The sequence below is a fragment of the Desulfofundulus thermosubterraneus DSM 16057 genome (assembly GCF_900142025.1).
Lineage (GTDB): Bacteria > Bacillota > Desulfotomaculia > Desulfotomaculales > Desulfovirgulaceae > Desulfofundulus > Desulfofundulus thermosubterraneus.
Window position 1 is genome coordinate 1 of the sequence record NZ_FQZM01000049.1, and the last position, 24,146, is coordinate 24,146.

29 protein-coding genes and 1 pseudogene are annotated in these 24,146 nt (G+C 52.5%); 1 reads left to right on the forward strand and 29 read right to left on the reverse strand.

Going from position 1 to position 24,146, the window contains the following annotated elements; all coding sequences use genetic code 11:
• The 29 genes and pseudogenes from BUA65_RS19130 to BUA65_RS15400 form a co-directional block, all read right to left on the reverse strand.
• On the reverse strand, positions 1–285 hold a 285-nt coding region (locus tag BUA65_RS19130), incomplete at its 3' end, for a helix-turn-helix domain-containing protein (RefSeq protein ID WP_341349627.1).
• Positions 265–318 (reverse strand): annotated as a pseudogene (locus BUA65_RS19245) (hypothetical protein); the annotation flags it as partial. The pseudogene BUA65_RS19245 and the gene BUA65_RS19130, both read right to left, overlap by 21 nt.
• Before the next feature lie 237 nt (positions 319–555).
• On the reverse strand, positions 556–837 hold the full coding sequence (locus tag BUA65_RS15290) for an RpnC/YadD family protein (protein WP_242656353.1): 282 nt from the start codon (positions 835–837) through the stop codon (positions 556–558).
• Positions 838–971: 134 nt separating this feature from the next.
• Positions 972–1,367: a type II toxin-antitoxin system VapC family toxin gene (locus tag BUA65_RS15295; protein WP_242656357.1), complete on the reverse strand. Its 396-nt coding sequence runs from the start codon at positions 1,365–1,367 to the stop codon at positions 972–974.
• Positions 1,357–1,629 (reverse strand): AbrB/MazE/SpoVT family DNA-binding domain-containing protein, encoded by a 273-nt coding sequence (locus tag BUA65_RS15300; RefSeq protein WP_072870966.1) that lies wholly within the window; start codon positions 1,627–1,629, stop codon positions 1,357–1,359. The genes BUA65_RS15295 and BUA65_RS15300 overlap by 11 nt, the downstream gene beginning before the upstream one ends.
• A 123-nt stretch (positions 1,630–1,752) precedes the next feature.
• Positions 1,753–1,926, reverse strand: a complete 174-nt coding sequence (locus tag BUA65_RS18405) for a CpsB/CapC family capsule biosynthesis tyrosine phosphatase (RefSeq protein WP_165613276.1) — start codon at positions 1,924–1,926, stop codon at positions 1,753–1,755.
• Positions 1,923–2,636 carry a VanZ family protein gene (locus tag BUA65_RS15305; protein ID WP_278246290.1) on the reverse strand — a complete coding sequence of 238 codons (714 nt, stop codon included), beginning with the start codon at positions 2,634–2,636 and terminating at the stop codon, positions 1,923–1,925. Before BUA65_RS15305 ends, BUA65_RS18405 begins: the two co-directional genes overlap by 4 nt.
• Before the next feature lie 109 nt (positions 2,637–2,745).
• Complete coding sequence (locus tag BUA65_RS15310; RefSeq protein ID WP_072870968.1) at positions 2,746–3,210, reverse strand: PIN domain-containing protein; 465 nt, start codon at positions 3,208–3,210, stop codon at positions 2,746–2,748.
• A gap of 569 nt (positions 3,211–3,779) precedes the next feature.
• Positions 3,780–4,244 (reverse strand): RpnC/YadD family protein, encoded by a 465-nt coding sequence (locus BUA65_RS15315; RefSeq protein WP_242656354.1) that lies wholly within the window; start codon positions 4,242–4,244, stop codon positions 3,780–3,782.
• 102 nt (positions 4,245–4,346) lie between these two features.
• Entirely contained in the window at positions 4,347–5,366 is a 1,020-nt protein-coding gene (gene galE, locus BUA65_RS15320) for a UDP-glucose 4-epimerase GalE (RefSeq protein WP_072870970.1), read from the reverse strand.
• A gap of 95 nt (positions 5,367–5,461) precedes the next feature.
• On the reverse strand, positions 5,462–5,869 hold the full coding sequence (locus BUA65_RS15325) for a helix-turn-helix domain-containing protein (protein WP_072870972.1): 408 nt from the start codon (positions 5,867–5,869) through the stop codon (positions 5,462–5,464).
• Between the two features lie 120 nt (positions 5,870–5,989).
• A complete protein-coding gene (locus BUA65_RS15330) occupies positions 5,990–6,451 on the reverse strand; it encodes a VanZ family protein (RefSeq protein WP_072870974.1) in 462 nt (153 codons plus the stop codon).
• Between the two features lie 126 nt (positions 6,452–6,577).
• Positions 6,578–6,751, reverse strand: coding sequence for a toxin-antitoxin system TumE family protein (locus BUA65_RS19250; RefSeq protein ID WP_369332855.1), 174 nt, complete (start codon positions 6,749–6,751; stop codon positions 6,578–6,580).
• Positions 6,739–6,981 (reverse strand): MJ0235 family protein, encoded by a 243-nt coding sequence (locus BUA65_RS15335; RefSeq protein WP_072870976.1) that lies wholly within the window; start codon positions 6,979–6,981, stop codon positions 6,739–6,741. Before BUA65_RS15335 ends, BUA65_RS19250 begins: the two co-directional genes overlap by 13 nt.
• Positions 6,982–7,059: 78 nt before the next feature.
• A complete protein-coding gene (murJ, locus tag BUA65_RS15340; protein ID WP_072870977.1) occupies positions 7,060–8,649 on the reverse strand; it encodes a murein biosynthesis integral membrane protein MurJ in 1,590 nt (529 codons plus the stop codon).
• 175 nt (positions 8,650–8,824) lie between these two features.
• Complete coding sequence (locus BUA65_RS15345) at positions 8,825–9,202, reverse strand: hypothetical protein (RefSeq protein ID WP_072870979.1); 378 nt, start codon at positions 9,200–9,202, stop codon at positions 8,825–8,827.
• Entirely contained in the window at positions 9,138–10,241 is a 1,104-nt protein-coding gene (locus tag BUA65_RS15350) for a mannose-1-phosphate guanylyltransferase (protein WP_242656356.1), read from the reverse strand. The genes BUA65_RS15345 and BUA65_RS15350 overlap by 65 nt, the downstream gene beginning before the upstream one ends.
• Positions 10,242–10,437: 196 nt before the next feature.
• Complete coding sequence (gene murJ / locus BUA65_RS15355) at positions 10,438–12,027, reverse strand: murein biosynthesis integral membrane protein MurJ (RefSeq protein ID WP_072870980.1); 1,590 nt, start codon at positions 12,025–12,027, stop codon at positions 10,438–10,440.
• Between the two features lie 144 nt (positions 12,028–12,171).
• Complete coding sequence (locus BUA65_RS15360) at positions 12,172–14,430, reverse strand: AAA family ATPase (RefSeq protein WP_072870982.1); 2,259 nt, start codon at positions 14,428–14,430, stop codon at positions 12,172–12,174.
• Positions 14,420–15,061 carry a hypothetical protein gene (locus BUA65_RS15365; RefSeq protein WP_072870984.1) on the reverse strand — a complete coding sequence of 214 codons (642 nt, stop codon included), beginning with the start codon at positions 15,059–15,061 and terminating at the stop codon, positions 14,420–14,422. The genes BUA65_RS15360 and BUA65_RS15365 overlap by 11 nt, the downstream gene beginning before the upstream one ends.
• Positions 15,051–16,907, reverse strand: coding sequence for an SIR2 family protein (locus tag BUA65_RS15370; protein ID WP_165613277.1), 1,857 nt, complete (start codon positions 16,905–16,907; stop codon positions 15,051–15,053). Before BUA65_RS15370 ends, BUA65_RS15365 begins: the two co-directional genes overlap by 11 nt.
• A gap of 17 nt (positions 16,908–16,924) precedes the next feature.
• Positions 16,925–17,293, reverse strand: a complete 369-nt coding sequence (locus BUA65_RS19370; RefSeq protein WP_072870987.1) for a sugar phosphate nucleotidyltransferase — start codon at positions 17,291–17,293, stop codon at positions 16,925–16,927.
• Positions 17,290–17,433: a hypothetical protein gene (locus BUA65_RS18410; RefSeq protein ID WP_165613278.1), complete on the reverse strand. Its 144-nt coding sequence runs from the start codon at positions 17,431–17,433 to the stop codon at positions 17,290–17,292. The genes BUA65_RS19370 and BUA65_RS18410 overlap by 4 nt, the downstream gene beginning before the upstream one ends.
• 90 nt (positions 17,434–17,523) lie before the next feature.
• Positions 17,524–18,474 (reverse strand): GDP-mannose 4,6-dehydratase, encoded by a 951-nt coding sequence (locus BUA65_RS15380; protein ID WP_072870988.1) that lies wholly within the window; start codon positions 18,472–18,474, stop codon positions 17,524–17,526.
• 3 nt (positions 18,475–18,477) lie between these two features.
• Positions 18,478–19,458: a GDP-mannose 4,6-dehydratase gene (gene gmd / locus BUA65_RS15385; protein WP_072870990.1), complete on the reverse strand. Its 981-nt coding sequence runs from the start codon at positions 19,456–19,458 to the stop codon at positions 18,478–18,480.
• 30 nt (positions 19,459–19,488) lie between these two features.
• Complete coding sequence (locus BUA65_RS18415) at positions 19,489–19,647, reverse strand: hypothetical protein (protein WP_165613279.1); 159 nt, start codon at positions 19,645–19,647, stop codon at positions 19,489–19,491.
• A gap of 603 nt (positions 19,648–20,250) precedes the next feature.
• Positions 20,251–21,015: a WecB/TagA/CpsF family glycosyltransferase gene (locus BUA65_RS15390; protein WP_072870992.1), complete on the reverse strand. Its 765-nt coding sequence runs from the start codon at positions 21,013–21,015 to the stop codon at positions 20,251–20,253.
• Positions 21,012–22,220 (reverse strand): glycosyltransferase, encoded by a 1,209-nt coding sequence (locus tag BUA65_RS15395; protein WP_072870994.1) that lies wholly within the window; start codon positions 22,218–22,220, stop codon positions 21,012–21,014. The genes BUA65_RS15390 and BUA65_RS15395 overlap by 4 nt, the downstream gene beginning before the upstream one ends.
• Positions 22,221–23,365: 1,145 nt before the next feature.
• On the reverse strand, positions 23,366–23,953 hold the full coding sequence (locus BUA65_RS15400; protein ID WP_072870996.1) for a glycosyltransferase family 2 protein: 588 nt from the start codon (positions 23,951–23,953) through the stop codon (positions 23,366–23,368).
• A gap of 53 nt (positions 23,954–24,006) precedes the next feature.
• Here BUA65_RS15400 and tnpA point away from each other — a divergent pair.
• Positions 24,007–24,146, forward strand: a 140-nt coding sequence (gene tnpA / locus BUA65_RS19375) for an IS66 family insertion sequence element accessory protein TnpA (RefSeq protein ID WP_439328949.1), incomplete at its 3' end; no start/stop codon positions are given.

The following is a 24,146-nucleotide window of genomic DNA, read 5'->3' on the forward strand; positions in this document are numbered from 1 at the left end:
ATCCGCCAGACGTATCAAAAACTGGTAATCCGGCAAACGTTTATTTTTTTCGTACATGGCTATGGTGCTCTGCCCCACACCCAGCAGGCGGGCAAGCTCCGCCTGGGAAAGCCCCTTTTGCTGGCGCAAAAATGCCAGCCTCTCACCAAACAATGGCACAGATGACGACCCCCTGCCAACAGCATGAATTTCCTGTGATGCAAAAGGTTTTTCCCTGAACCGTATAAACAAAGAAAAGAAAAAGGCCAAAACCACAAACCCCGCCAGGTCCACCAGCACGTCCACCGCCCGGCCGGTGCGGCCGGGAACAAAAGTCTGATGCCATCAGAGAAGCTAATAAACGGTTTCATAATCTGCTACTTTAGACTATCCTCACTCGTTTTTCAACATAAACCTTGAGATTGCCCGTATATTCCTGGCCCGCAAAAGCCCGCTCCCCAGCTCCCAGCCGGCAATGTCGCCCCATGAACAACAGAGAAAGCCCCAGCCCAAAACCAGCACCACGAGCCGGAAATACCTTCTATACACTTACTGGGTGGCTCTGCTCAGTTCCTCTCATATGATGTTCCGGGCTTCTTCCAGGGTGTTGGCGGCAAACAGCTGCTCCAGTACCCGGTCCAGTGAATCCATGTCGGTCAGCTGCTGCACTTTGTCCTGCACACTGGCAGAATCAACTCCGAACCTGCGGGCCAGGTATTTGCACATAACCTCCCGCTTGGCTTCAATCTTTCCTTCCACACGCCCTTCGGCACGACCTTTCGCACGGCCTTCCGCACGGCCTTTTTCATACCAGCTGGTGGTCATCTGCATAATAGCATCAACCTTCTTTTTGTCCATTTTACCTAATTCCCGGTAAAGTTGTTATTCTTTCTCGCGGTTCAGCTTCAGGTAGGTTTTGAAAAAAACAGCTCCCGCACAAAGCCCATTGTTTTGGAAAGCAATGTGAACCCGGCAATTATACATGCATTATTTTATACCTCAGCATCGTATGGATTGACTGCAATCAAGCCCTCGATATACTTGAAATGCCTTGTATTCAACGTAAAAAGGACGGCTTCATTAACTTTGGCCGTCGCTGCAATTAAGGCATCCATCGGTTCCAGGCCGTGTGAACGGCGGTACTTCGCTAAAAGACTGCCAGCTGTAATTGCGGTCTGATTATCAACCGGACAATGCTCGAAGATTCCCAATAATTCCTTAACGGCTGATAACCGCTCCTTGCTCATTTTGGGTGCAGCCATTATCTCCATCAGGGTAATAGTAGAAATTAAACCTTCAAGACTACCTTCTTCAATCTCCTTAAGTAATTTGACCGCCTGGGGAACACCGCGCAGGTGGTCTATAATGATATTGGTATCAACAACCACCTTCAAGCTCGTCTAACCTCCTACCAGAACCCTCACGCAGCATTTCTACATACTCCCGGCCGCTCATTTCCATATCGGAAAGCAGCCCCGCCGTCTTCTCTGCGACGCCTTTCAGCACACTCCTTTTACGCACGGGCTTCAGTATTATTCTTTCTCCCTCTTCTTTCACAGAAAGAAGGTCTCCCTCTTTGATATTCATTCTTTTTCTAACTTCCACCGGTATAACTACCTGGCCCCTGGAGGAAACAGTAACGGTATACATTCAAAGTTCCTCCTCTTACAGATTTTACTCATCTTACTGTTCTTATTTTACCATGAACCCGGCTATTTGTCTATTTTAGGTCTATTTTATGACTGCCCAGTTGCCTGTTTAGCCCGGCCACTTTTACAAGAATTTCCCCGTGGGTGTAAAAGAAACTTCCCTATGTATTACGTTGGGCGTGGCCACCAGGGATTCGATCCCGTCCTCCACCGCCAGCCAGGCCATCGACAAAGCCTCGCCCAAATCCGGCGCGCCGTTGTCAAGACCGGGCAGGATATGTGCGTGCAGGTCAATCATGAAAGCCTACCTCCAGCAACGGGCAAATAACAAGTCCCATCTCCATAACCTTCCAGATGCCGCCGGTGCCACTCCCAGGCCGTGCGGAGGATAGTTTCCAGGTCGCCGCAGCGGGGGCGCCAGCCCAGCTCTTCCCTGATACGACGGGAGGAGGCCACCAGCACCGCCGGGTCCCCCGGCCGCCGGTCCCCTTCCATCACCGGGAAATCGCGGCCGGTAACGCGGCGGGCGACCTCCACCACCTCCCGAACCGGGTAGCCCCGCTCGTTGCCCAAATTGTACACACCCGGAGGAAGCCCGCCCTCCAGGGTCCGCAGCGCCAGCACGTGGGCCGCAGTCAGGTCGGTGACGTGGATGTAGTCCCGCACGCAGGTCCCGTCCGGCGTGGGATAATCGGTGCCGAAAATGGTCACTTTCGGGCGCAGCCCCAGGGCCGCCTGCAGCACCAGGGGAATGAGGTGGGTTTCGGTCTGGCGCCACTCGTCCAGGGAGGCCACCAGAACCAGGATCATCCCCGCCACAAACCAGCGTCTCTTATTCAGCCCTTGCAGGGCAGCGGCCAGCGACAGGCCCAGTGCTCCGTAAATTACCACATGCGCCCCCTTGCGCAGCAGAACTGGATGAAATCCGCTGGAGCTCGGCGGTTGTTCACGGGCTGGCCACGGTAGGAAAAGCTTACCGGCGGCAGAACCCGCACCTTCTCCACACAAATGAAAACGCCGGCAGCTCTACACCTGCCGGGTCTGACCGCTTTCTTTGTTAACTAATTGTTCTTCAGCATCGCCTCGTTAAGAGCCTGCAAGCTGTATTAGATTTTGTTTATGAAGTTACGTCAGCCTCATACTGATACGGAACCACTATTTTCAAATCCGGATGCGGGACATATTTAAAATCGTCCGGGTTTCTGGTATATAGCGGCAATTTATAGGCTATGGCGGTGGCCGCTATGTAACAATCTTCTACGTGGTGTTCACGGTACTCGGCAGAGTGGCGTGATAGGAGGCCCGCAATGTAAGCAACTTCCTTGTTGGTATCGAGAATGTCACACATTAAAGGGAGATTTTCCAGTATTCGTTTTTCTTCTTGCGCTGATATATTCTTATATTGAAGCAGTTCTTTTAAAGTGTGACATGATATGGCCAATTCCACACCCCGTTCAATCGACTGGTCAATGAATTGGACCGCTTGCTGGCAACAATATGCTTGCCGCTGATTTTTAGGGCGGGAACTTCTTTGCGAACGAAAATAATCAACCAAAATATTGGTATCCAGCAAAATTCGCATGAGTTACCGCCCCGAAAAGAAGGAATCATCCTTATCAGCCCAAATACCCTTTAGTGCTTCGGCAGCTGCTTTCCTCCGGGCAATCTGCCTCCGCTTCCAGGGATTTATAATGATATATACAGATTTTTTAGAGGTGGTTTCCGATTGTTTTTGTTTTTTGGGACTGAACATAGCGAACACCCCTGAAGATTATCCTTCGACTAAATTGTGAATTCCTCTCATAACCCGCTAAATCTCTTTGAGTTGCTTTACTCCAGTTGATTTTTTAGTTTTCACTAATAGAATCACTAATAGGATTATCCCATGAATTTATACTGCTGTAAAGTCACTTCCCATGTACCACCGTAAATAGTATAGCCTTGCCGCCGCCGGCTATCACGGAGCTCGATGTACATTAGTAAAGCGCCCTGCCAGGTAATATATTCCGCGAAAGGAATTTTTATCCCCTGTTTTACCCGGGGTAAGATCTCAGCCGCTTTTTTACCACATAGCCAGCCGAGATAAGAAAGTGTTATTTCCGCTGTTCAGGAAACTGCCTGCTCTGGGGAATATAATTTTTCAAGATACACTCACTGAGTGGCTCTGCTCAGTTCCTCCCATATGATGGCCCGGGATTCTTCCAGGGAGTTAGCGGCAAACAGCCGCTCCAGGATATAGTCCAGCGTTTCCAAATCGGTCATACGCTCGACCTTTTGCTGCAAGCCGGCCGACTTATCCCCAAACTTACGGGACAGATATTTACAAATGATTCCCCGCGCTTTCTCCACACGCCCTTCTGCACGACCTTCCGCACGGCCTTCCGCACGGCCTTTTTCATACCAGCTGGTGGTCATCTGCATAATGGCGTCAACCTCCCTTTTGTCCATTTTACCCAATTCCCGATAAAGTTGTTCTTCTTCCTCGCGGTTCAGCTTCAGGTAAGTCTCGAAAAAGACGGCCAGCAGTTCCATCCGCGCCGGGTCCAGTTTCATCCGGGCCAGCATGCGCAGGAATTCCAGCTTTACGCGCACCCTTTTTTCCGGCCTGAAGCCCATTTTGAACATTCTTTCTGGTTACAGTTTACATCAGGTCCAGAAGGGTTTCAAGAAGCGCGGTCATTCCCCTTCTGGTACCTGCTTAAATTTAACACGGCCAGGTCAATCATGAAAGCCCGTCTTAGTCCCATCTCCATAGCCCTCCGGGTGCCGCCGGTGCCACTCCCAGGCCGTGCGGACGATGGTTTCCAGGTCGCCGTAGCGGGGGCGCCAGCCCAGCTCTTCCCTGATGCGCCGGGAGGAGGCCACCAGCACCGCCGGGTCCCCCGGCCGCCGTGCTCCTTCCTCTACCGGGAAGTTCCGCCCGGTCACCCGCCTTGCCACCTCCACCACCTCGCGAACCGAGTAACCCTGCTCGTTACCCAAATTGTATGCCCCCGAAAGAAGCTCGCCCTCCAGGGCCCGCAGCGCCAGCACATGGGCCGCCGCCAGGTCAGTGACGTGGATGTAGTCCCGCATGCAGGTCCCGTCCGGCGTGGGATAATCGGTGCCGAAAATGGTTACTTTCGGGCGCAGCCCCAGGGCCGCCTGCAGCACCAGGGGAATGAGGTGGGTTTCGGGCTGGTGGTCCTCGCCCAGTTCGCCCTCCGGATCGGCTCCGGCGGCGTTAAAGTACCGCAGAATGATGTACTTTAAACCGTAAGCAACGCCGTACCAGCGCAACGCCTCCTCAAAGGACAGCTTGGTGGCCCCGTAGGGGTTGGTGGGGACCAGGGAGTGGCCCTCCTCAATGGGCACCTGTACCGGCTCGCCGTAAACGGCGGCGGTGGAAGAAAAAATGAAGTAAGGTACTCCCGCTTCCCGCACCGCCTCCAGGAGAGACAGGCCCTTGACCACGTTGTTGTGGTAATAAAGGGACGGTTCGGCCACCGATTCGCTCACCAGGCTCAGGGCGGCAAAGTGGAGCACGGCCCGTATATTCCGGGTCCGCAAAAGACCGCCCACCAGCTCCCGGTCGGCAATGTCCCCCCAGACGAATTCAGCCCCGGGGAGCACCCGCGCCACCGCCCGGTGGCCCCGGGAAAGGTTGTCCAGCACTGTCACCTTATAACCCGCCTGGAGGAGTTCTTTCACAGTGTGACTGCCGATATAGCCCGCCCCGCCGGTAACAAGAACGTGCATGAAAAACCTCCTTTATTTTTGTCTTTTCATATATCCTGCCTGTGTTGGATTTCTGGGGTAAGGGAAAACCGGGGCCAAAAATTCTTGCCCAACCCCTAATTTCTTTCCTGGCGGCGCCCCTTTCTCCTTCTTACGTACTGCAGGACCAACTCCCAGTATTCGGCCAGAGATTGCTTTTCTTCTCCGGCGAGGTCAGGTACTTGCCTGAGGAGATCGGCAAAGAGGGGGTCGGTGGCAACTGACCATAGTTTCTCATCCAGGGGTGGGCCTTTGACCCCTTCGTGCTCATTTGCGTGCGGCTGATCAATGCGCCCCAGGAGATAATCCGTAGACACACCAAAAAAGTCCGCCAGGCGTATTAGCGAATGGTGATCTGGCGAACGCTTGTTTTTCTCGTACATGGCAATGGTACTTTGCCCTACATCTAACAGGCGGGCAAGCTCCGCCTGGGATAATCCTCTTTGATTGCGTAAATAGGCCAGTCTTTCGCCAAAAGAAGGCATGGGGTCACCTCGCTAACGACGTAAGGTCTTTCCTTTGCTGCCGCCCGGCTACCGCGAACCACGATGCCTATCAGTTATGCGTCCTGCCAGGTGATATATCCTGCACCAGAAATCTTTTACCTACCTCTCGGAGGATGTCAGACGCTTTTTCACGCACATAGCCAGCCGGGATAAGAAGGCCAAAACCACAAACCCCGCCAGGTCCACCAGCACGTCAACCGCCCGGCCGGTGCGGCCGGGAACAAAAGTCTGGTGCCACTCGTCCAGGGCGGCCACCAGAACCAGGATCATCCCGGCTAAAAACCAGCGTCTTTTATTCACCCTTTCCAGAGCGGCGGCCAACGAGAGACCCAGTGCTCCGTAAATTACCACATGGGCACCTTTACGCAGCCAGAACTGGATGAAATCCGCCGGGGCAAGGCGGTTGTCTACCAGTTGACCGCTGTAGGAAAAGCTTACCGGCGGCAGTTCCCGCACCTTTTCCACAAGGCCAGTGTGGCGCCAGATCTCCGGCCGCAGGTCCTGCTCGGCAAAGGACTGGCCGGAAAAATAAGCGATGGCCAGCAGGCAGGCCCCAACCATTAGCCACCGCCACCATTGTTTCTGAACTTTTAATGCCAACAGCAACACCCGACTCGTCCCAGTTTAATTACCGCCATGTAAACAGTGAGGAAACGTCTTTATGCTACAATACACAATCGGTAGAGTTCACCTTCCCGGAAACTGATGCCTATCTTTTTCAAGAAAAGTATCAATGTATTTTAACACATCTTCCAGGGTCATTTCGTTTGAGGCCAAAATTTTTCCTCCCAGGTGTTTGTGATGGAGATATGTGTGGATCTGTTTATGATGAGGCGCATGAGCACGATCTATTTCACCAATCTTCTTTTAAGCCCTTCAAAGCTACGCTGATAAGCCTTCCACTCAAGATAGTCGTCCCAGCTCTCAAAGTCTTCTGCCGTCTGTTTGATGCGCCTCTCAAACTCTATAAAGCTACATCCATATTTTTGTTCAAAAAGCTTAATATGTTCCTTTAAAAGGACCATCTCAGAGATAATCTTCAACTTCTGATATTCTTTTATCTCACTTTTCGAAACTTCCAGGATACCCATGATACCACCTCTTAATTGTATTATAACAAAACAGGGGTACCATGTATAGCAACAATGCTACTATAACAGATGCCATCCCTACCTGGACCGGTACAAAGGTCTCGCGCGGATAAAGCTCATCCCGCGCAAAAAGGCCCGCCGGAGGACACCCTCCAGGTACAGGTACTCGTCCAGCCTGAGCAACCGGCACACCAAGGCAAACACCACCGCACCAACCAGCGCATCCATAACCAGCCGCAGGGCCAGAACCGCGGTACCTCCTGCCAGTACACCGGCCAGGTACCCGTCCACGAGCGCCGCCGCACCTCCCGCCAGAAGAGAAGCTGCGGCTGCGCCGGCCGCAAAGGAAAGGGCCTTTTTTACACCGAACCCGGGAACTTTTCGCGCCAGCAGATAAAATAACACCACCACGTTAAATGTCGCCGCCAAGGAATTGGCCAGGGCCAGGCCGCCGTGCGCAAGCGGCCGGACCAGCACAAGGCTCAGGGCAAGGTTCAACCCCACCGTGCATACCCCCACCTTCACCGGCGTGGCCGTGTCCTGCAGGGCGTAAAAGCCCCGCGTGAGCACCGGCCCCAAACACTGCCCCGCCAGGCCAAAGGAAAAGCACAAAAGGGCGAAAACGGTCATGGCCAGGTCATTCTCGTCAAAGGCACCGCGCATAAAAAGCAGCCTCACCACCGGCTCCCGCAGGGCGGCCAGGCCCACACCCGCGGGCAGGGCGACAAGCAAAACTGTTTTCACCGCCCGCAGCAGGGTATGGCTAAAACCGGTATCGTTCCCGGAAGCGGCCTTATTCGACAGCACAGGAAAAATTGCCGTGCCCAGGGCCATGACTATCACCCCCTGGGGCAGCAAAATGAGCTTGGAAGCATAATTGAGGGCCGAAATGCTGCCTTCGGGCAGGCCCGAGGCCAGAACGCGGTCGATGATAAGGTAAACCTGGCCAATCCCCGTACCAATCATCACCGGGAACATCAGGCCAAAGGCCTGCTTCAAGCCGGGGTGGTGGAACTCCAGCGCGGGGCGAAAGGGAAAACCCGCCCGCCCCAGGTAGGGCATCTGCAAAATCATGGCGGCAATATTACCCAGCAGGGTCCCTACGGCCACGGCTGCAATGCCAAACCTCAGGCCGGCCAGAATGGAAGCAATGATGAATATATTGGTAACCACGGGACCCAGGGCTGGGGGCCCGAAAATGCCGTTGGCGTTTAAGAGGCCGTAGAAAAGGTTGCCCAGGGAAAGAAACAGCACACCCGGCAGCATGACCGCAAGCAAAGCTGCCGCCAGCCGGGCCGTGCCTTCCGGCAGGCCCGGGGCCACCAGCCACACGATCTGCCGTGCCAGGGGTACACCGGCCAGCACCACCGCCAGCAGGACCAGGCTCAGCAGGGTGGAGAAGACGGCGAAAAGACGCCAGGCCTCCTCCTTCTTACCCGCCGAAGCGTAGGAGGCAAACAGTGGCACCGCCGTCACGGTCAGCGCCCCGCCCAGCACGGCAAAGACCACATTGGGGACGGTGTACGCCACCAGGTAGGCATCAGTGGCTGCGCTGGCCCCGAAAACGCAGGCCAGAGCCATTTCGCGCATAAACCCCAGTACTTTAGAAAGCAAAGTAAAAACGGCGATCACCGCCGTAGCCCTGGCAATGTTATTAGAACGGCTCATTTTCCTGCACCAGCTCACCAATTAATTCATTCAACCAGACTTGTCCCGGCTCACAAACCCGCAATTTTTTTAATTTATAACTCCTCCGGCTTTTCAATCACCGGGACGACGTGGTTCCGGCCGTTCAGAACTGCCACCCGTCCCAGAAAACACCGCCCCGTTGGTTGACGCCAGCTTATTCCTCCGCCGGAAAATCCCACTGGAATTCCTTTACTCCCGCACAGATAAGAGTATTCTTCAATTTATCCGCAATCTCTTCCAATTCCGCCAGGCTCCTTGCCTCGCACCTGGCCACCAGCACCGGCTGGGTGTTGGAAGCCCGGACCAGGCCCCAGCCGGAAGGAAACTGGATGCGCGCGCCGCCTACATCAATTACCTCATGGCCTTCTTTACGAAAAGATTCGATAACATACTTTACCACTTCTCCCTTTCGCTCTTCCTCGCAAGGGATACGGGTTTCGGGAGTAGAATAAAGCCTGAGCTGGACTTTACCAAGGCCCTGGAGTTGTAAGGCGCTGCAAGAATCTATCCAACCCCTGCCGCCGGAGTTCATTTAAAACTGCTTTCAAGTCCTGGGCTCGCTTCTTATCAGCCACCAGCAGCACGTCGGGCGTTTCCACTACCAGGGTATCTTTCAGCCCAAAAGTCACCACCAGCTTACCGCTGTCACTGCGGATAATGGTCTCCCTGGTATCTACCAGCACAGCCTGTCCTTGTACCAGATTACCATCTGCATCCTTCCCGGCTACACGTTCCAGGGCCGTCCAGGTACCCAGGTCATCCCAGCCAAAATCCCCGGGAACGGCCCAGACGTTATCCGCCTTTTCCATAACGCCGTAATCAATGGATATCCTGGGCAAGCGAGGAAAATGCCCGGCCAGCACGGCGTCAAAGCTTGCCGTTCCTACAGCTTCGGCTATGGGGCGCATGCCGCAAGCCAGCTCGGGCAGGTAGCGCTCAAGAGCATCCTGAATAGCCCGGACTTCCCAGACGAACATCCCGCTGTTCCACAGGTATTCTCCGGAGGCAAGAAAAGCCATAGCCGTTTCCAAATCCGGCTTTTCGGTAAACTTCCGCACTCTGAGGGCGCGCCCCATTTCTACGCGAGAAATGGGGCCCACATGTATATACCCGTATCCCGTCTCCGGGCGCGTGGGCCGGATGCCTATGGTGACCAGACCTTTGGTCTCCTTTGCGACAGCCACGGCGTCCCGGATGGCCTCTGCAAACCGCTTCTCATCCAGGATCATATGATCCGACGGCAAAACCACCATGACAGTCCCCGGATCCCTGGCCTTAAGCAAACTGGCCGCCAGGGCGATGCAGGGAGCCGTATCTCGTCCCACGGGCTCCACCAGAAGATTTTCCGGCGGCAAATCAGGCACCTGCTCGCGCACCAAGCCAAGGTACTGGCAGCCGGTTACAATGTAGATATTTGACCAGGGTACAAGCAACCTTGCGCGGCGCACTGCCTGCTGCAGAAGGGTCCCCTCGCCGGCTACCGGCAGGAACTGCTTGGGTTTCTCTTTTCTGCTGTAGGGCCAGAAGCGTTCGCCCGACCCGCCAGCCATGATAACCACGCTGCAACGCACCGTAGATTCGTCCCCCTACCTCAGCTATTTCAATAAATGACTAGCTTCCATCTATTTTTGCTTAACAAACATCTTGATCTCCCGTTTAAACCGCTCCCTGACCCGCTATCCTGTATTTCCCGATCTGCGATGATGAGTATAAAAGTACATATGGAGCCCATACAGCCCTTTTACGACGTACCCTACAAAAGCTTTCCTATCTGGACCGGTACAACGGTCTCGCGCGGATAAAGCTCATCCCGCGCTGAAAGGCCCGCCGGAGGATACCTTCCAGGTACAGGTATTCGTCCAGCCTAAGGAACCGGCAGACCCCGGCGAATACCAGCAGCCCGGCCAGGGCATCCATAACCAGCCGCAGGGCCAGAACCGCGGTACCTCCCGCCAGCACACCGGCCAGGTACCCGTCCACGAACGCCGCCGCACCTCCCGCCAGAAGGGAAGCTACGGCCGTGCCGGCCGCAAAGAAAAGGGCTTTTTTTACACCGAACCCGGGAACTTTTCGCGCCAGCAGATAAAACAGCACCACCACGTTAAATGTCGCCGCCAGGGAATTGGCCAGGGCCAGCCCGCCGTGGGCCAGCGGCCGGATGAGCAGCAGGCTGAAAACCAGGTTCAACCCCACCGTGCATACCCCCACCTTCACCGGCGTGGCCGTGTCCTGCAGGGCGTAAAAGCCCCGCGTGAGCACAGGCCCCAAACACTGCCCCGCCAGGCCAAAGGAAAAGCACAAAAGGGCGAAAACGGTCATGGCCGCATCTCTTTCGTCAAAAGCGCCGCGGGCAAAAAGCAGCCTCACCACCGGCTCCCGCAGGGCGGCCAGGCCCACACCCGCGGGCAGGGCGACAAGCAAAACTGTTTTCACCGCCCGCAGCAAGGTAAGGCTAAAACCGGTATCATCCCCGGAAGCGGCCTTATTCGACAGCGCAGGAAAAATGGCCGTACCCAGGGCCATCACAATCACCCCCTGGGGCAGCAGGATAAGCTTGGAAGCATAGTTGAGTGCCGAAATGCTGCCTTCGGGCAGGCCCGAGGCCAGAACGCGGTCGATGATGAGGTAAACCTGGCCAATCCCCGTACCAATCATCACCGGGAACATCAGGCCAAAGGCCTGCTTTAAGCCCGGGTGGTGGAACTCCAGCGCGGGGCGAAAGGGAAAACCCGCCCGCCGCAAATAGGGCAGCTGCAGCACCATGGCGGCAATATTACCCAGCAGGGTCCCCACGGCCACGGCCGCAATGCCAAACCTCAGGCCGGCCAGAATGGAAGCAATGATAAACACATTGGTGACCACCGGCCCCAGGGCCGGCGGCCCGAAGATGTGATTGGCGTTTAAAAGACCGTAGAAAAGGTTGGCCAGGGACAGAAACAGCACGCCCGGCAGCATTACCGCCAGCAAGACCGCCGCCAGCCGGGCCGTGCCTTCCGGCAGGCCCGGGGCCACCAGCCACACGATCTGCCGCGCCAGGGGCACACCGGCCAGCACCACCGCCAGCAGGACAGCACTCAACAAAGTGGAGAAGACGGCAAAAAGCCGCCAGGCCTCGTCCCTTTTGCCCGCCGTGGCGTAGGAGGCAAACAGCGGCACCGCCGTCACGGTCAGCGCCCCGCCCAGCACGGCAAAGATTACATTGGGCACGGTGTACGCCACCAGGTAGGCGTCGGTAGCCGCGCTGGCCCCGAAAACGTAGGCCAGGGCCATCTCCCTTACAAAGCCCAGTATTTTGGAAAGCAAAGTAAAAACGGCGATCACCGCCGTAGCCCTGGCAATGTTATTAGAACGGCTCATTTTCCTGCACCAGCTCACCAATTAATTCATCCAGCCAGGCTTGTCCCGACCCACAAACCCGCAATTTTTTTTGATTTACCACTCCAGTACAAAACCTTCAAAGGGGTGCTCTTCATTAAGGTATTATATACGGTCTCACCCTTGCTAATAGCCCGCCAGACAAATGGATTTGAGGGTTTCCACAAACTTCTTCCTATTCCTTTCAGAAGCCTCCAAACCCGCAATAACTTCCCTTTGCTCAATCATCGGCCCGTTATTTGGAGTCCAATTGACAAAGTTCAAAATTCGCATCTTTCTACCCTCAGGGGGGATAAGGAAGTCAAGGAGACGATTGGTCAGGTCTTCGTGGTGGCTGACGATAAAGACCTGGCGGCGGGCGGATGCCTCACCGCTCGCATATGCAATTTGCCTGATGAGCGCGGCAGTCCGCGGTAGCTGCGCCATATCAAAGGCAGTGGTTACGTCATCCAGGGCAATAATGTTATGACCAATATACCTGTTGAGGGAATAATTGAGGCCAAGGATCATCGCCAGGCCCAGTTGAGCCTTCTGGCCCGTAGACAAGGCGCTCAGCGGACGGTCGTCCGCCGCGTAAACCTGTAAGGATGACCCTGCCTTCCCCCTCTTGTCCCGCCTGGCTTCAAAGCGAACGGGATAAATACCGTCCACGAGGCGAAAACGATTCAGAACCCCGTTTACCATGTGCTGCAGGTCCCTGATTACGTCATCCGGTGGGAGAATTGCCGAGTTCAACACCGAATTTTTTCCGGCTTCCCGCTCCAGGGCTCCGGTAATTGAATCTATCATCTCCCTGACCTGCATGTAACCGGCCCTTCGCTGTAGAGCGACTTTCCTTTTTTCGTCGAGTTCCTCTACCTGTATCCACTGCGATACTGCTGCCCGTACGCGCTCAATAGCTGTGAGAAGATTGTCTTTTGCTCCTGTACTCCTCAACAATTTTTTCAGTTCCGCGGGGAAAATAGGCGAACCGGCATCTATTAAGGCCTTAAAATGATGGCTGATCCGTAAATCCTGCTGCATCAGTTCGTAGATCTGCCTGTACTTTTCCAGAAGCGCCTTTTTGTCACGGATTGTTTTTTGCAGGTCAGAAAGGTGCTGCACAAGCTCAAGACGTCTTGCCGTAACCCGCGACTGCCATTTCTCTAACTGGTCCGCCAACCCGGTCAGATCGTGCGATACGGCCTCACGCAGCCATTCGATGACTGGGGGAGGAGGGCTGAAATCAGTGGCGGCATCCGGCACCTTAAGCCAATCTCCACCCTTGTCCCGCAGTGCGACCAAAACTGTCAGCAGATCGGGACCCCCGGGGTTGCCGAAGTGCCGTTCCAACCTTTCGAGAAACGAAACTTGAGCTTCCAGATCTCTGGTTCTTCCCAATGCCGCAGCTATATCCTTTTCTTCTGCCGGCCAGGCGTGAGGCGGCAGCAGCACGGTATCACCGGGGAGGTCCTCGAGTAATGAGCGGAGCTTCTCTTCCGCCTCGCTTATTCGACCAATTGCTTTGCGCCGTAGCTCTAGAAGTGATTCTTCAATGAGGCGCAAGGAAAGAGACGGTTTCTCGTCCGGGGCGGGCTGCGTCCGATCCGGCAGAAGCAGGGCCAAACAGTCTGCCGCCAGGTTCCTGAGTTCACCTGCCCATCCGGAGCGCAGGTTGTCCGATTTAATTAGAAACAGCCAGTCCCCGGTCCTCCCGGGTAGTCTGATACCTCCTTCCGCACTGGCTATGTCTACCAGGTCATGCCAGGCATCCCTGAAAGCAGCCGCAGCTCGCTTTCTCTCCTCGTTGAGCGTGCTCTCATTGGGCAGCCCCTCCTCGCCGGCCAGATTGCTCAGTTCACGGGATACCAGTTCTCTCCATTGCCCCCGCGCCTTTTTTACAGCATCACGAACCAGCGATACCGGTTCCGGCAAGGGCCTGAGAAATTCCAGCAGGCGAACCTGCGCATCTTCTTCTTCAAATAGCTTGCTCAAGAGATCCTGGTAATAGAAGCTGCAGCGGGCGGCCAGTTCTTGAGAAATACCATTGGGACAGAAGCTGTCCGGGGGCGAAATATCGGGAGGATCTTTCTGGTTGTCGCGAACGGTAACCATCCTTGTATCGTTTTCGGAGCCGGCGCATTCTACTGTAGCCTCTATTTGAGCATAATGGAAGCCATTGCCGTCAGCAGCCGTATAAGAAACCAGCGGACGCCTTTCCGCATAATAATGGCCGTTCAGCAACAGGCAGAGCGCATCAATGAGGCTTGTCTTGCCGAATCCGTTAGGACCTGTCAGCAACACAACATCGGCATCGGTGTCGATGATTGCCGGAGAGATGCTTACAAATCCCCTGAACCGGCAAAGTTTCAGCGATTTTACGCGAAATACATGTCTATGGTTCATTGGTATCCCTCCCCGCCATGAGCCGACGCACATCGTTTATCCGCTCGTCCAGCCACTTGCTAATGGGAGCACCGCTTCCCTCACGCAACGCCACTGCCATGGCGGCCAAAAGACTCGCGTAATTATCCGACACCTGCTGTGACCTTCGTTCGCTTTCAAAACTGTTGATAATAGCATCAAGGTCGTGGGGCTCCAGTTCAACCGGCGGCCACGCCGTCGCCACGCCGCCCAGCGTTCTCCGGATTATATCCTCCGGGGTCTGATCGTCGCTTATTACGATAATGGAGAAGTCGCCGCGGTGCCAGTCCTGGTCGGCAGCCCATTGATCAAACACCGTTTTTTCAATGGCCCTCTTTCCATCGGGAGCATCAATCACACACAGCACAGGAAGCACGAAGCCCACTTCCCCGGCACACCCGGACAGAAAGCGCAGGAGCCGTCCCAGGTGCTCCCTGGTGTTGCTGCTCCCAGAAACCCCGTTCCTGCAGGAAACGTGGACTGCCAACGCAACATCTGATAGGTAGATGTTATGAATGTTCAGGCCGGAATCCTTACATTCTGTATAATCCATTAGCGATTCCAGGTCGACATCGAGAACCCATTCATTTACATCAAAACTCTTATCTTCCATCTTCATCACCCCAGGAACGCAATGGTTTTGAACGGTGGTGCACCCTGGCCCGTCCGGGATCGATTAAGAGAAAAGTTGTGCGGAGTCTCTCGCGGAACCTCTTAATGGCCTCCGGAACACTGGTCGCATGCCCAAAGAGTTCAAGAATCGAAATCTGGCGAACCGTGACCACTTTGACTCTATTACCCTTCCCGTCCACTAAATGCACCCTGCGTGTTCTAGCGCGCCAGGGGTTGACCACTATCTGGATGGCCACGGTCATTTCCTTGTGCCCGTGGCACACAACCTTTTGTGGCAACTGCTCTGCAACGTTGCGGTGGGCTATGTACAACCTGACACCAGCGTCACCAAACATGTGGCACCCGTCAATGGAGAGCCCCAGGGGGCCGTCATCGTCATTGATCTTTGCCCTCAGTTCCTCCCAAGAAATGTCGGATTTCCGGTGATTATTACCAATTATTAAATAGATTAACAGGAGAACAGCCGGGATAAGCACGGGGCGGTCCACCAGGGGGTGATACAAGCCGCTCCTAAATTCTGGCTGTATTGTGCGCACGCGCTCGACCCACCGGGCCAGGGGAATCATCCTTCCCCTGTCTTCCGCCAGGTTAAGCATTTCCGGAAAACGGCCGAAAATGCACTCCGCTTCATTCCGGGAGGTAAACCAGTCGAGGGCTTCGATCAACAATGCAGGAGCACAGAGCAGCACCGGCTGGAGAAAGGACACAATGGCGCTTTCACGCCCGCAGGCCCTGCGTAAGAGCCGCCAGAATGCAGCCTGGAAAAGGCGTTTCCAGAAAAGGTCAGCCTCCAGTTGCTGTTTGTCTGACGAGCCTCCGGCATCAAAAAATTGCACGTCGGAACCGAGAAACGCATTCGAATTCGTTTTCTCGGGGCTTAACGAAACATCTTCGTAAGGGGCATAAGCTCGCATTATCTGGGCCTGGCTAAAAGAAAGTGTATTCACATATGCAACTATAAACGGTGCATTAGGTTTTTCCCATATTGTGTCAGAGTTATGCGAACGGTTTGTTGCGTTGTCACGTTCTTCCGAAGCAAATTCCTCACACACCTGCAGGGCCGTATGGCGCACCTGTGGCTCATCACTGCCGAAACCGGAAAACAGCAGGGCGCGCGAACGCAGCCGGTCGCGGAAAAGATCCCGGGCCCAGCCTCTTTTGCCCCAGTCCTGTAGATCTCTTTCCGTCAGGAGAATATTTTTGCAGTACCCATGACAATCATCCACACGACTTGCGCACAGCCTGCTTGCGCATCCGTTAATCTTGTAAACTTTGAGGCAACGCCGCTTGTTCATCCCGTTTGCAAATCTTTTGCCACCTTTGGACCGGTATTCGGCCAGGGTTCCTATGACCAACGCGGGAGAATCGGCGCTTTCCAGGGCGTTACTGAACCCAAAAGTCTTGCAGTAGGCATCTTCGATACAGGTGTCGTAATTCGTTGTGATCACTTCATCGATGAGCCCTTCACGTGCAAGGAAGGCAATGTAGTAGTGAGCGTCTGCCGGCTCTACGTTTGCAAATTCAGGGATTTTCAGAATCTCACGGACAAGCTCGCATCTCCGACAGGTCCCACCACCCCGGTCACCCGAACAGGACCACTCCCATAACTCGCAGGCCTTATCAAAGGAGATTTCTTTTTTAGGATTACTCTCGATTTCCTTGCGCACTACGCACGAGGTGCAATGCACTCTGTCTCTTGTTTGGCATTTTTCACGAAGCGCTTGCAAGACGCGCTCGCACATGCAGCGCGTGTTTGTCAGGCCGGCAATGCCCCCACGATGTTTTGCGTCGATGGAAACGCCTGCCCCAATAAATGGTACAACCATTCCCTCAAGCAATCGCCCTAGCAAGCGCTCAAATATAATTCCGGGATCCCTTGATAAAACCATTCTGCACACGCCGGGATAGCCCCCGGCTTTCCACCCTCCTCGCCTCTTAGCCACCCCAGGAATTCACATAAGACGGTAGCCGACGCCGACTCTCGCCCGAAGTCCGGAAGCTTGTAGAGCACCGTGGCCGCCATAGCGCCCGCCGTGACACCAACTGCCTCCGGGGAAATCATTATGCTCGCATGCTCTATGCCTGCCGCGCGGACATGCTCGAAGACGAAGAAAATGATGGGCTTGTTGGTCATTGGGATCTGCTTGTCCGTGGTGTAGATCAGGGGCCGAAGCCGCGTCCCATTGCCGCCGGAGAGAACGAGGGCTTTCATTTATCCTTCCTGCCTACCTTCTGAAACTCTTCCCACTTCTCTCTGGCAAAAGCTGCAACTTCCATTTTAAACCGCTCCTGCCCGAACCGCTCCGCATTGCGGCGCAGCACCTCCAGCCAGAAAAGGTCTTCCCATGTCAATATGTATTTTCTGGACAGCCTTCACCGCGCTTTCCTGCTCTACAACCGAAAAAAGTTTTTTCCCTGCCTACCCAATCTCCTTAACCCCGGTTATTTTGGTACCTCCCGCACCTTCTGGCGCCACCAATCCAACGTTTCCCGGAGGCTGACGGCAAAATCTCTTTGAGGGCGCCACCCTGTAGCCCCAGATAGCTTGGCCGCGGAACCCACAAAAACCGGAATCTCAGCGGGTCTAATGCGGGCAGGGTCAACTTCTACTTCAATCGGCACCCGAGCCTCTTCCAAAAGCAGATCAAGAACCTCCCGTATGAACCGGCCCTCACCTGAACATACGTTGTAAATCTCACCCTCCATTCCGTATTCCAGCAGTGCCGCATAGGCCTCTACCACGTCCCGTACATCAGTGAAGTCCCGGCAGGGTGAAAGATCTCCCACCCGCAGGACCGGCGGCTGGAGGCCTGCTTCGATGCGGGCGATCTGCGAGGCAAAGTCGCTGACCACATATCCCTCCTGCTGCCCGGGCCCGAAATGATTGAAAGGACGGACATGGATCACGCGCAGCCCGCACCGACGTGCGATCTGCAAGGCCACCTGCCCCATGGCAAACTTACTCAAAGCATAAGGATTGTGAGGACTACAGGGGTGGTCCTCAGTAAGCAGGCCTCCCCCCGTTGCAGTAAGGCCGTACTCTTCTCCGGAACCGACCGTGATAATCTTACATTCAGGTACCGTTTGAGCTACTGCTTCTACCAGGTTGATGGTACCAAGAACGTTCACCGCGAAAGTCTGTGCCGGCTTGCGCCACGACACGGCAACCATGCTCTGTGCCGCCAGGTGCACCACTGCCTCGGGACGTATAAAGCTCAGTACATCGTGCAATGTACCGCTATTCAGGATATCCAGGTGGACTGTTTGAACTCCCGGCGGAAACTCCGGCTTGGTACTGCGCACTCCGGCATAAACGATGTGCCCACGAGACCGAAGATATGCCACCAAATGGTATCCTACGAACCCGCCTGCGCCAGTTATCAGAATACGCATTTTCTACCGCACTCCCAGAGAGTCGCGAACGCGCCTTAAATCCGCTTCCACCATCATCTCCACCAGTTGTTCAAAAGTCGTCTTAGGTTTCCAGCCCAGGACGCACCTGGCCTTGGAAGCGTCTCCCACCAGCAGTTCCACGTCTGCGGGCCGCATAAACTGCGGATCTACCACCACGTAATCTTCCCAATTCAGTCCCGCACAGGTAAACGCGAGCGCCGCGAACTCACGCACCGAATGAGCTTCCCCTGTAGCGATGACATAATCGTCCGGATGCGCTTGCTGAAGCATGAGCCACATGGCCTCCACGTAATCCCCGGCATAGCCCCAGTCCCGCTTAGCCTCCAGGTTTCCCAGGCGCAGTTCCTTAGCCAGACCGTACTTGATGCGGGCTACTCCGCAGGTAATCTTGCGCGTTACAAATTCTAAGCCGCGCAGGGGTGACTCGTGGTTGAAAAGGATACCAGAGCACGCAAAAAGGCCATAGGCTTCGCGATAGTTCACCGTCATCCAGTGGGCGTAAACCTTGGCCGCTGCGTAGGGACTGCGGGGGTAAAAAGGGGTTTGCTCGTTTTGGGGCACATTTTGAACTTTGCCGAACATCTCGCTTGAAGAGGCCTGGTAGAATCTTATCTTCGGGTTAAAAATGCGGATCGCTTCCAGAACGTTTACCGCACCAAGGCCGGTGATCTGGCCTGTGGCCACCGGCTGATCGAACGACACGGCCACAAAGCTCTGCGCTGCCAGATTGTAAACCTCATCCGGCTGCACGCGCTCCAACACACGGATGATGCTTCCCAAGTCCAGAAGATCAAGCGGCACCAGTTCCACTTGGTCAGTAATGCCCAGGTACTCGAGGCGTTCCAGGTTGACCATGCTGGAACGGCGAAAAGCGCCATAAACCCGGTAGCCTTTCTCTAGCAGAAACTGTGCCAGGTAAGCACCGTCCTGGCCAGTTATGCCGGTAATCAAAGCTTTCTTCAATGAACAGCCCCTCCATTTCGGCTATATTTGTTATGCTTTTTTACCGCAAGAGAACTCTTCCCATTTTTCGAACACAAACGCTTCAATTTCTCCTTTAAACCGCTCTCGGCTGAAGCACCCCTGAAGCACCCCGCGTTGCGGCGCCGAACTTCCGCCAAAAAACTCCATCGCAGAAACGATAATACTCATGATTTGGATCTACAAATCCTTTAAAGGACCGATCCTACAAGTAATAGGTGTGAGTCAAGATGTTCCGTATATTTTCTCTTACCAAGAAGTTGAGTTATATGCGATCGTTTTTAAGAACAAGGACGCTTCCTTACCCACTCGGTTCACGTTTTTTCTTTTATTTTCTTTTATGGAGAAGTACCACTCCTGTCGGTGTTAGATAACGATCAACGGAATCCGACTCGGATCACGAAAGAGCACCCCAAAACCTTCCGTGCCCCTGTCCAGTGCCAGGAAATGCTCCCGCTTGACGCTGGTGGACACCGTTTGGGCCACCCACCCTAATCAACCAGTCACTTTACTTTGCCTGTTAGCTTTACCATCATCGATTCCGGAGCTTCTTCCCGCTAACGCATCCACGGAAACGGAACCGACCCTCGAAAGGGTCCACAAGACAATTTCCAAGTCCCAAGAACCCATCCTCCAACTGGGAACGCTTCTTTCCTTTTTATGCTAACCCTGCCAGTCCGAGTTGCCCTAAACCGGTATTATTTATAGGTACCGGCTGCTAAGAAGCGCCTATCTTTAGCAATTCAACCCTGTTATAACCTGTTTACGAAACGATTACTTACTCCTAAATATGTGTTTTATAGCAACCCAAAGAAAACATGTATCACGGACCAAATACCTTTTCCATAACCGACGCGGCTCGCGTGCTAAGCGATAAGCCCATTCAAGCCCCCATTTTCTGAGTAACTTTGGAGCCCGTGGTACGGCTCCTGCTAAAAAATCGATTGCCGCTCCAACCCCAATAGAAACGCCAACCTTTAATCCTGCTTGATGCCTTGAAAGCCACTTTTCTTGTCGGGGAGCACCAAATGCAACTAATAAAATGTTTGCACCAGAATCGTTCACCTTTCTAACCAAGTCCAGCGAAGCTAAATAGTTATCCACCTCTTCGCGCGAAGGAGAATAGAAGCCTGCAACGCGGCAACCGGGATAAAGAGCCCTCGCCCGCTGCACCGCCCTCTCTGCAACGCCGGGTGCCGCCCCGAGGAAGTATAAACTGTACCCCTTACGGGCTGACAAGTCACATAAGTCTAATATCAAGTCGGAACCTGTTACTCGCTCCGGCAATAACGGCCCGTGCACGCGAGACAGCCAAACCAAAGGCATCCCATCTGCGACAACAAGGTCAGCCGATAAAATAGCATGTTTAAACTCATCGTCCTTCAGCGCGAGCATTACATGGTCTACATTTAGCGTATGGATACGCCTTCCCACGCACCCTGAATCAAGCCAGTAAGCAATAAAATTTACTACTTTCTCACGTGTTAGCACATCTACCGGTATACCTTCGATCCACCATCTCTCACACTTTTGTTTCATTTAAGACACACCTTTAAACGTTCAACAGCAGTTTCTAGTCCAAACTCTCGCTGAAGCAATAAAAATGCATTCATTGCCAATTTTTGACGCAGTTTAGGATTCTCTACTAATTTCTTAACTGCAAATGCAAAAGACTTAGGATCATCCTCTATAAGCAAATGAACACCGTTTTTGACAGGAAGTCCTTCGGCTCCTTTGGAAGTAGATACTACGGGAACGCATATCCGGAATGCGTCTAAAATCTTTATACGGATTCCACTTCCAGACAGTATAGGTACTACAAGGCAGAACGCCTTATTCAACTCCACATCAACTTGAGGGACAAATCCTAACGGCTGTAGCCCTGAAGCTTTCAGCCAACCGTATAATTGTCTATCCATATTCCCCCCAATAATGCGGATCGGTACATTTAAGGTTGTCAAATGGGGAACTACGTTTTCTACAAACCACTTTAGCCCTTCTAGGTTCGGCGGCCACGAAAGGGTTCCCATGTAGTAAATGGCTTCCTTATCTTGTAAAATCGTTTCGGAATTAAAATTCTTAGATTCAACAGGTGGAACAATAGTAAATATAAGGTCTTTATTGCCTTTGCCAATTAAGCTATAAAGTTTATGTGTATCTTCGGAACTAATTGCTACAACCCGATCAACTGAGTTTAGCACTTTTTTTTCATATTTATGAACTCGAAAATGCTCAAGTTTTAACAATATCCATAAGGGCAAACTTATACCTCTCTTCGGCTTAAAGAGATCAGATTCTACATTTTGCTCAATAACAACTAGCCTTACATTTGGTTCACAGTTTTTTACTGTTCTCAAGTACGAAGTCATACCGAGATGATTAAACACTATAGCGTCGTACTTATTCTCTTTAAGGAGTGAGACTATACGTTTCTTCATCTTCCGATTCCAAAATTTAGCTGCTACATACGGCCAACAATTTACAATACTCACGAAACCAACCTGTAACAATTTATGCCAATTACTTCGGATACGAATTTGATGCCGAATTGGATCGAGAAAATGAACCTGTTTGAAGCAACATGTAGCTTCCTTGATCAAGGAAGGACCCGCTTCATCTTGGGAGAACCCAAGAACATCAACCGCCGCCAGAGAATCAAAAGCTTTAAGAAAATTGAAAGTAGCCCAAGTACCCCCGTTTCGTGGCGGGTATGGAAACTCGTTGGCTAAAAATAAAATGCGCATTGGTATCCCCCTAGATTTTTAACCGATGTACCTCATATCAGTAACTACCTTTCGACATTATTTTTTTATTTGCATTCGCCCATGCCGTTACACTCCCACCCTACATGGCCAGCAAAAGAGCACCAACAGGGTTACGAATGTATGGAGCAACAATTGATTCTATTAGGAGAAGGGCTATCGGGAAAAAGAGAATGTACCTACCAAGGGGCAAAATATCACAAATCCGAAAGCAACTGCCAACGATGACAAATACATAAAAGAGGTATGATAACATTAGGATCAGTCCCCCTTTTGCAGCGAACCACAAATACGCATTATGAAGGTAAACTTACTCACCCGAATTGGAGTTCTTATATATAATGGAGTAAGGAAGCATACCTTTGCCAAAACCTTTGCCTATTAGCGGACTATGTAGAAAACTATCCCACGCTGCGATGGATTTCTTAATCCTCATAGCAACTGTTGGAAGCGATATTAAATCCTTACTAGTTGCTAATTCCAAAACACGAACCCTTCCTCCGCTACTTAACTGGTTCCAAACAGTAAAAGAGTTTTGTTCTGAAACTACTTTTATCAATATGAAACTACTTTTATCAATAGCATACCAAGAAGAACTACGAGTAAAATAAGTAAAATAGCGACCGCGAATTTTCGAATAGTTACCCAAAATTATTGACGACAAGTCAATAGCAGTAAAGAAAAAAGTAATATTGCAATAACCGCCCAAAGGCTACGTGTATACGAAGTTAGTACCCCCAGACTGTTACCTGTTAAAGTAAGAACCAACACTGGCTTTGATAGTACTTTCTTAAAAGAAGATGCAGTAACAAGAAAATGCTTGCACAAATCAAAGAGAATGATGAAAGTATTATTGCTCCACCTTGAATTCTAAAGTCAACAACTTCCCAAGGATTATAGCGTATCACTTGAGTACAAAAGAATGTTAATGAATCTGCAAATATATACTTTATGAAACTCAAAAAACCTAGAATGCCACCAAGAAAAAGAACCGTTTTAAGAAAGCGCATAGACTTGCATAAAGTATTACGACTCATCGAAATCGACCAGAAACTTGTAAGGGCTGCTATATAATAAAACATTTCTTTTGTTTCTCTAAGGTGTATCCTGAGTGTTATGCCCTGATGTTAAACCGTACAGACGAGTTTTTTTGAACTATCACAAGAATCCCACCTACCTAACACTCCATCCTTAATGCCTCTTAAAATCGCAAGGGCATTGCCCCACTTTCCTTGGATGAACCGTCGACCGAAGCGGAGCAAATGAAAGAACACAGAAGGAAGGATCGCACGAAACCAAAAACATCGGACGATCCAAATAGCGTTACGAGTTTTATAATACTCCCTAAGCGGACTCTCAACTCCCACCGATGCACTTTCTTTGTGCCAAATTATTGACTTTGGACAGTAGTAAATACGCCAGCCTCTTTGTTTGACACGTAATTGCCACTCCAGTTCTTCACAATAAAGAAAGAATGATTCTTTCATCATCCCTACCTCTTCGATTGTTTTCCTCCGAACCATCAATGATGCGCCTGTGACATAACCTGGCTCAAAAATTTTGTCCCATTGACCATAATCATTTTGTAACCATCCGTAATGGTAGGTCATTGCTTGCCAGATGCTAAACCATCCACCTCCGGCGGCCTGAATCACATTGGGTTTGTCGTAATAAAGGTAAGCGTCAAATACAACCCACCTTGGCATAATACCCAAGTTTAAGGGATAATCTTCCTCAGATAAAAGCTCGATGAGGAGGATTTTTTCTTATGACCAAAGCCGAACGGGAAGCGCTATGGGAAACCCGAATAGCCGAATACAAGATGAGTGGGCAAAGCGTCAGAGAATGGTGCGCCGCCCATGAAGGCATCAGCCCCAGGCAGTTATGGTACTGGCTGCGAAAGTTTAA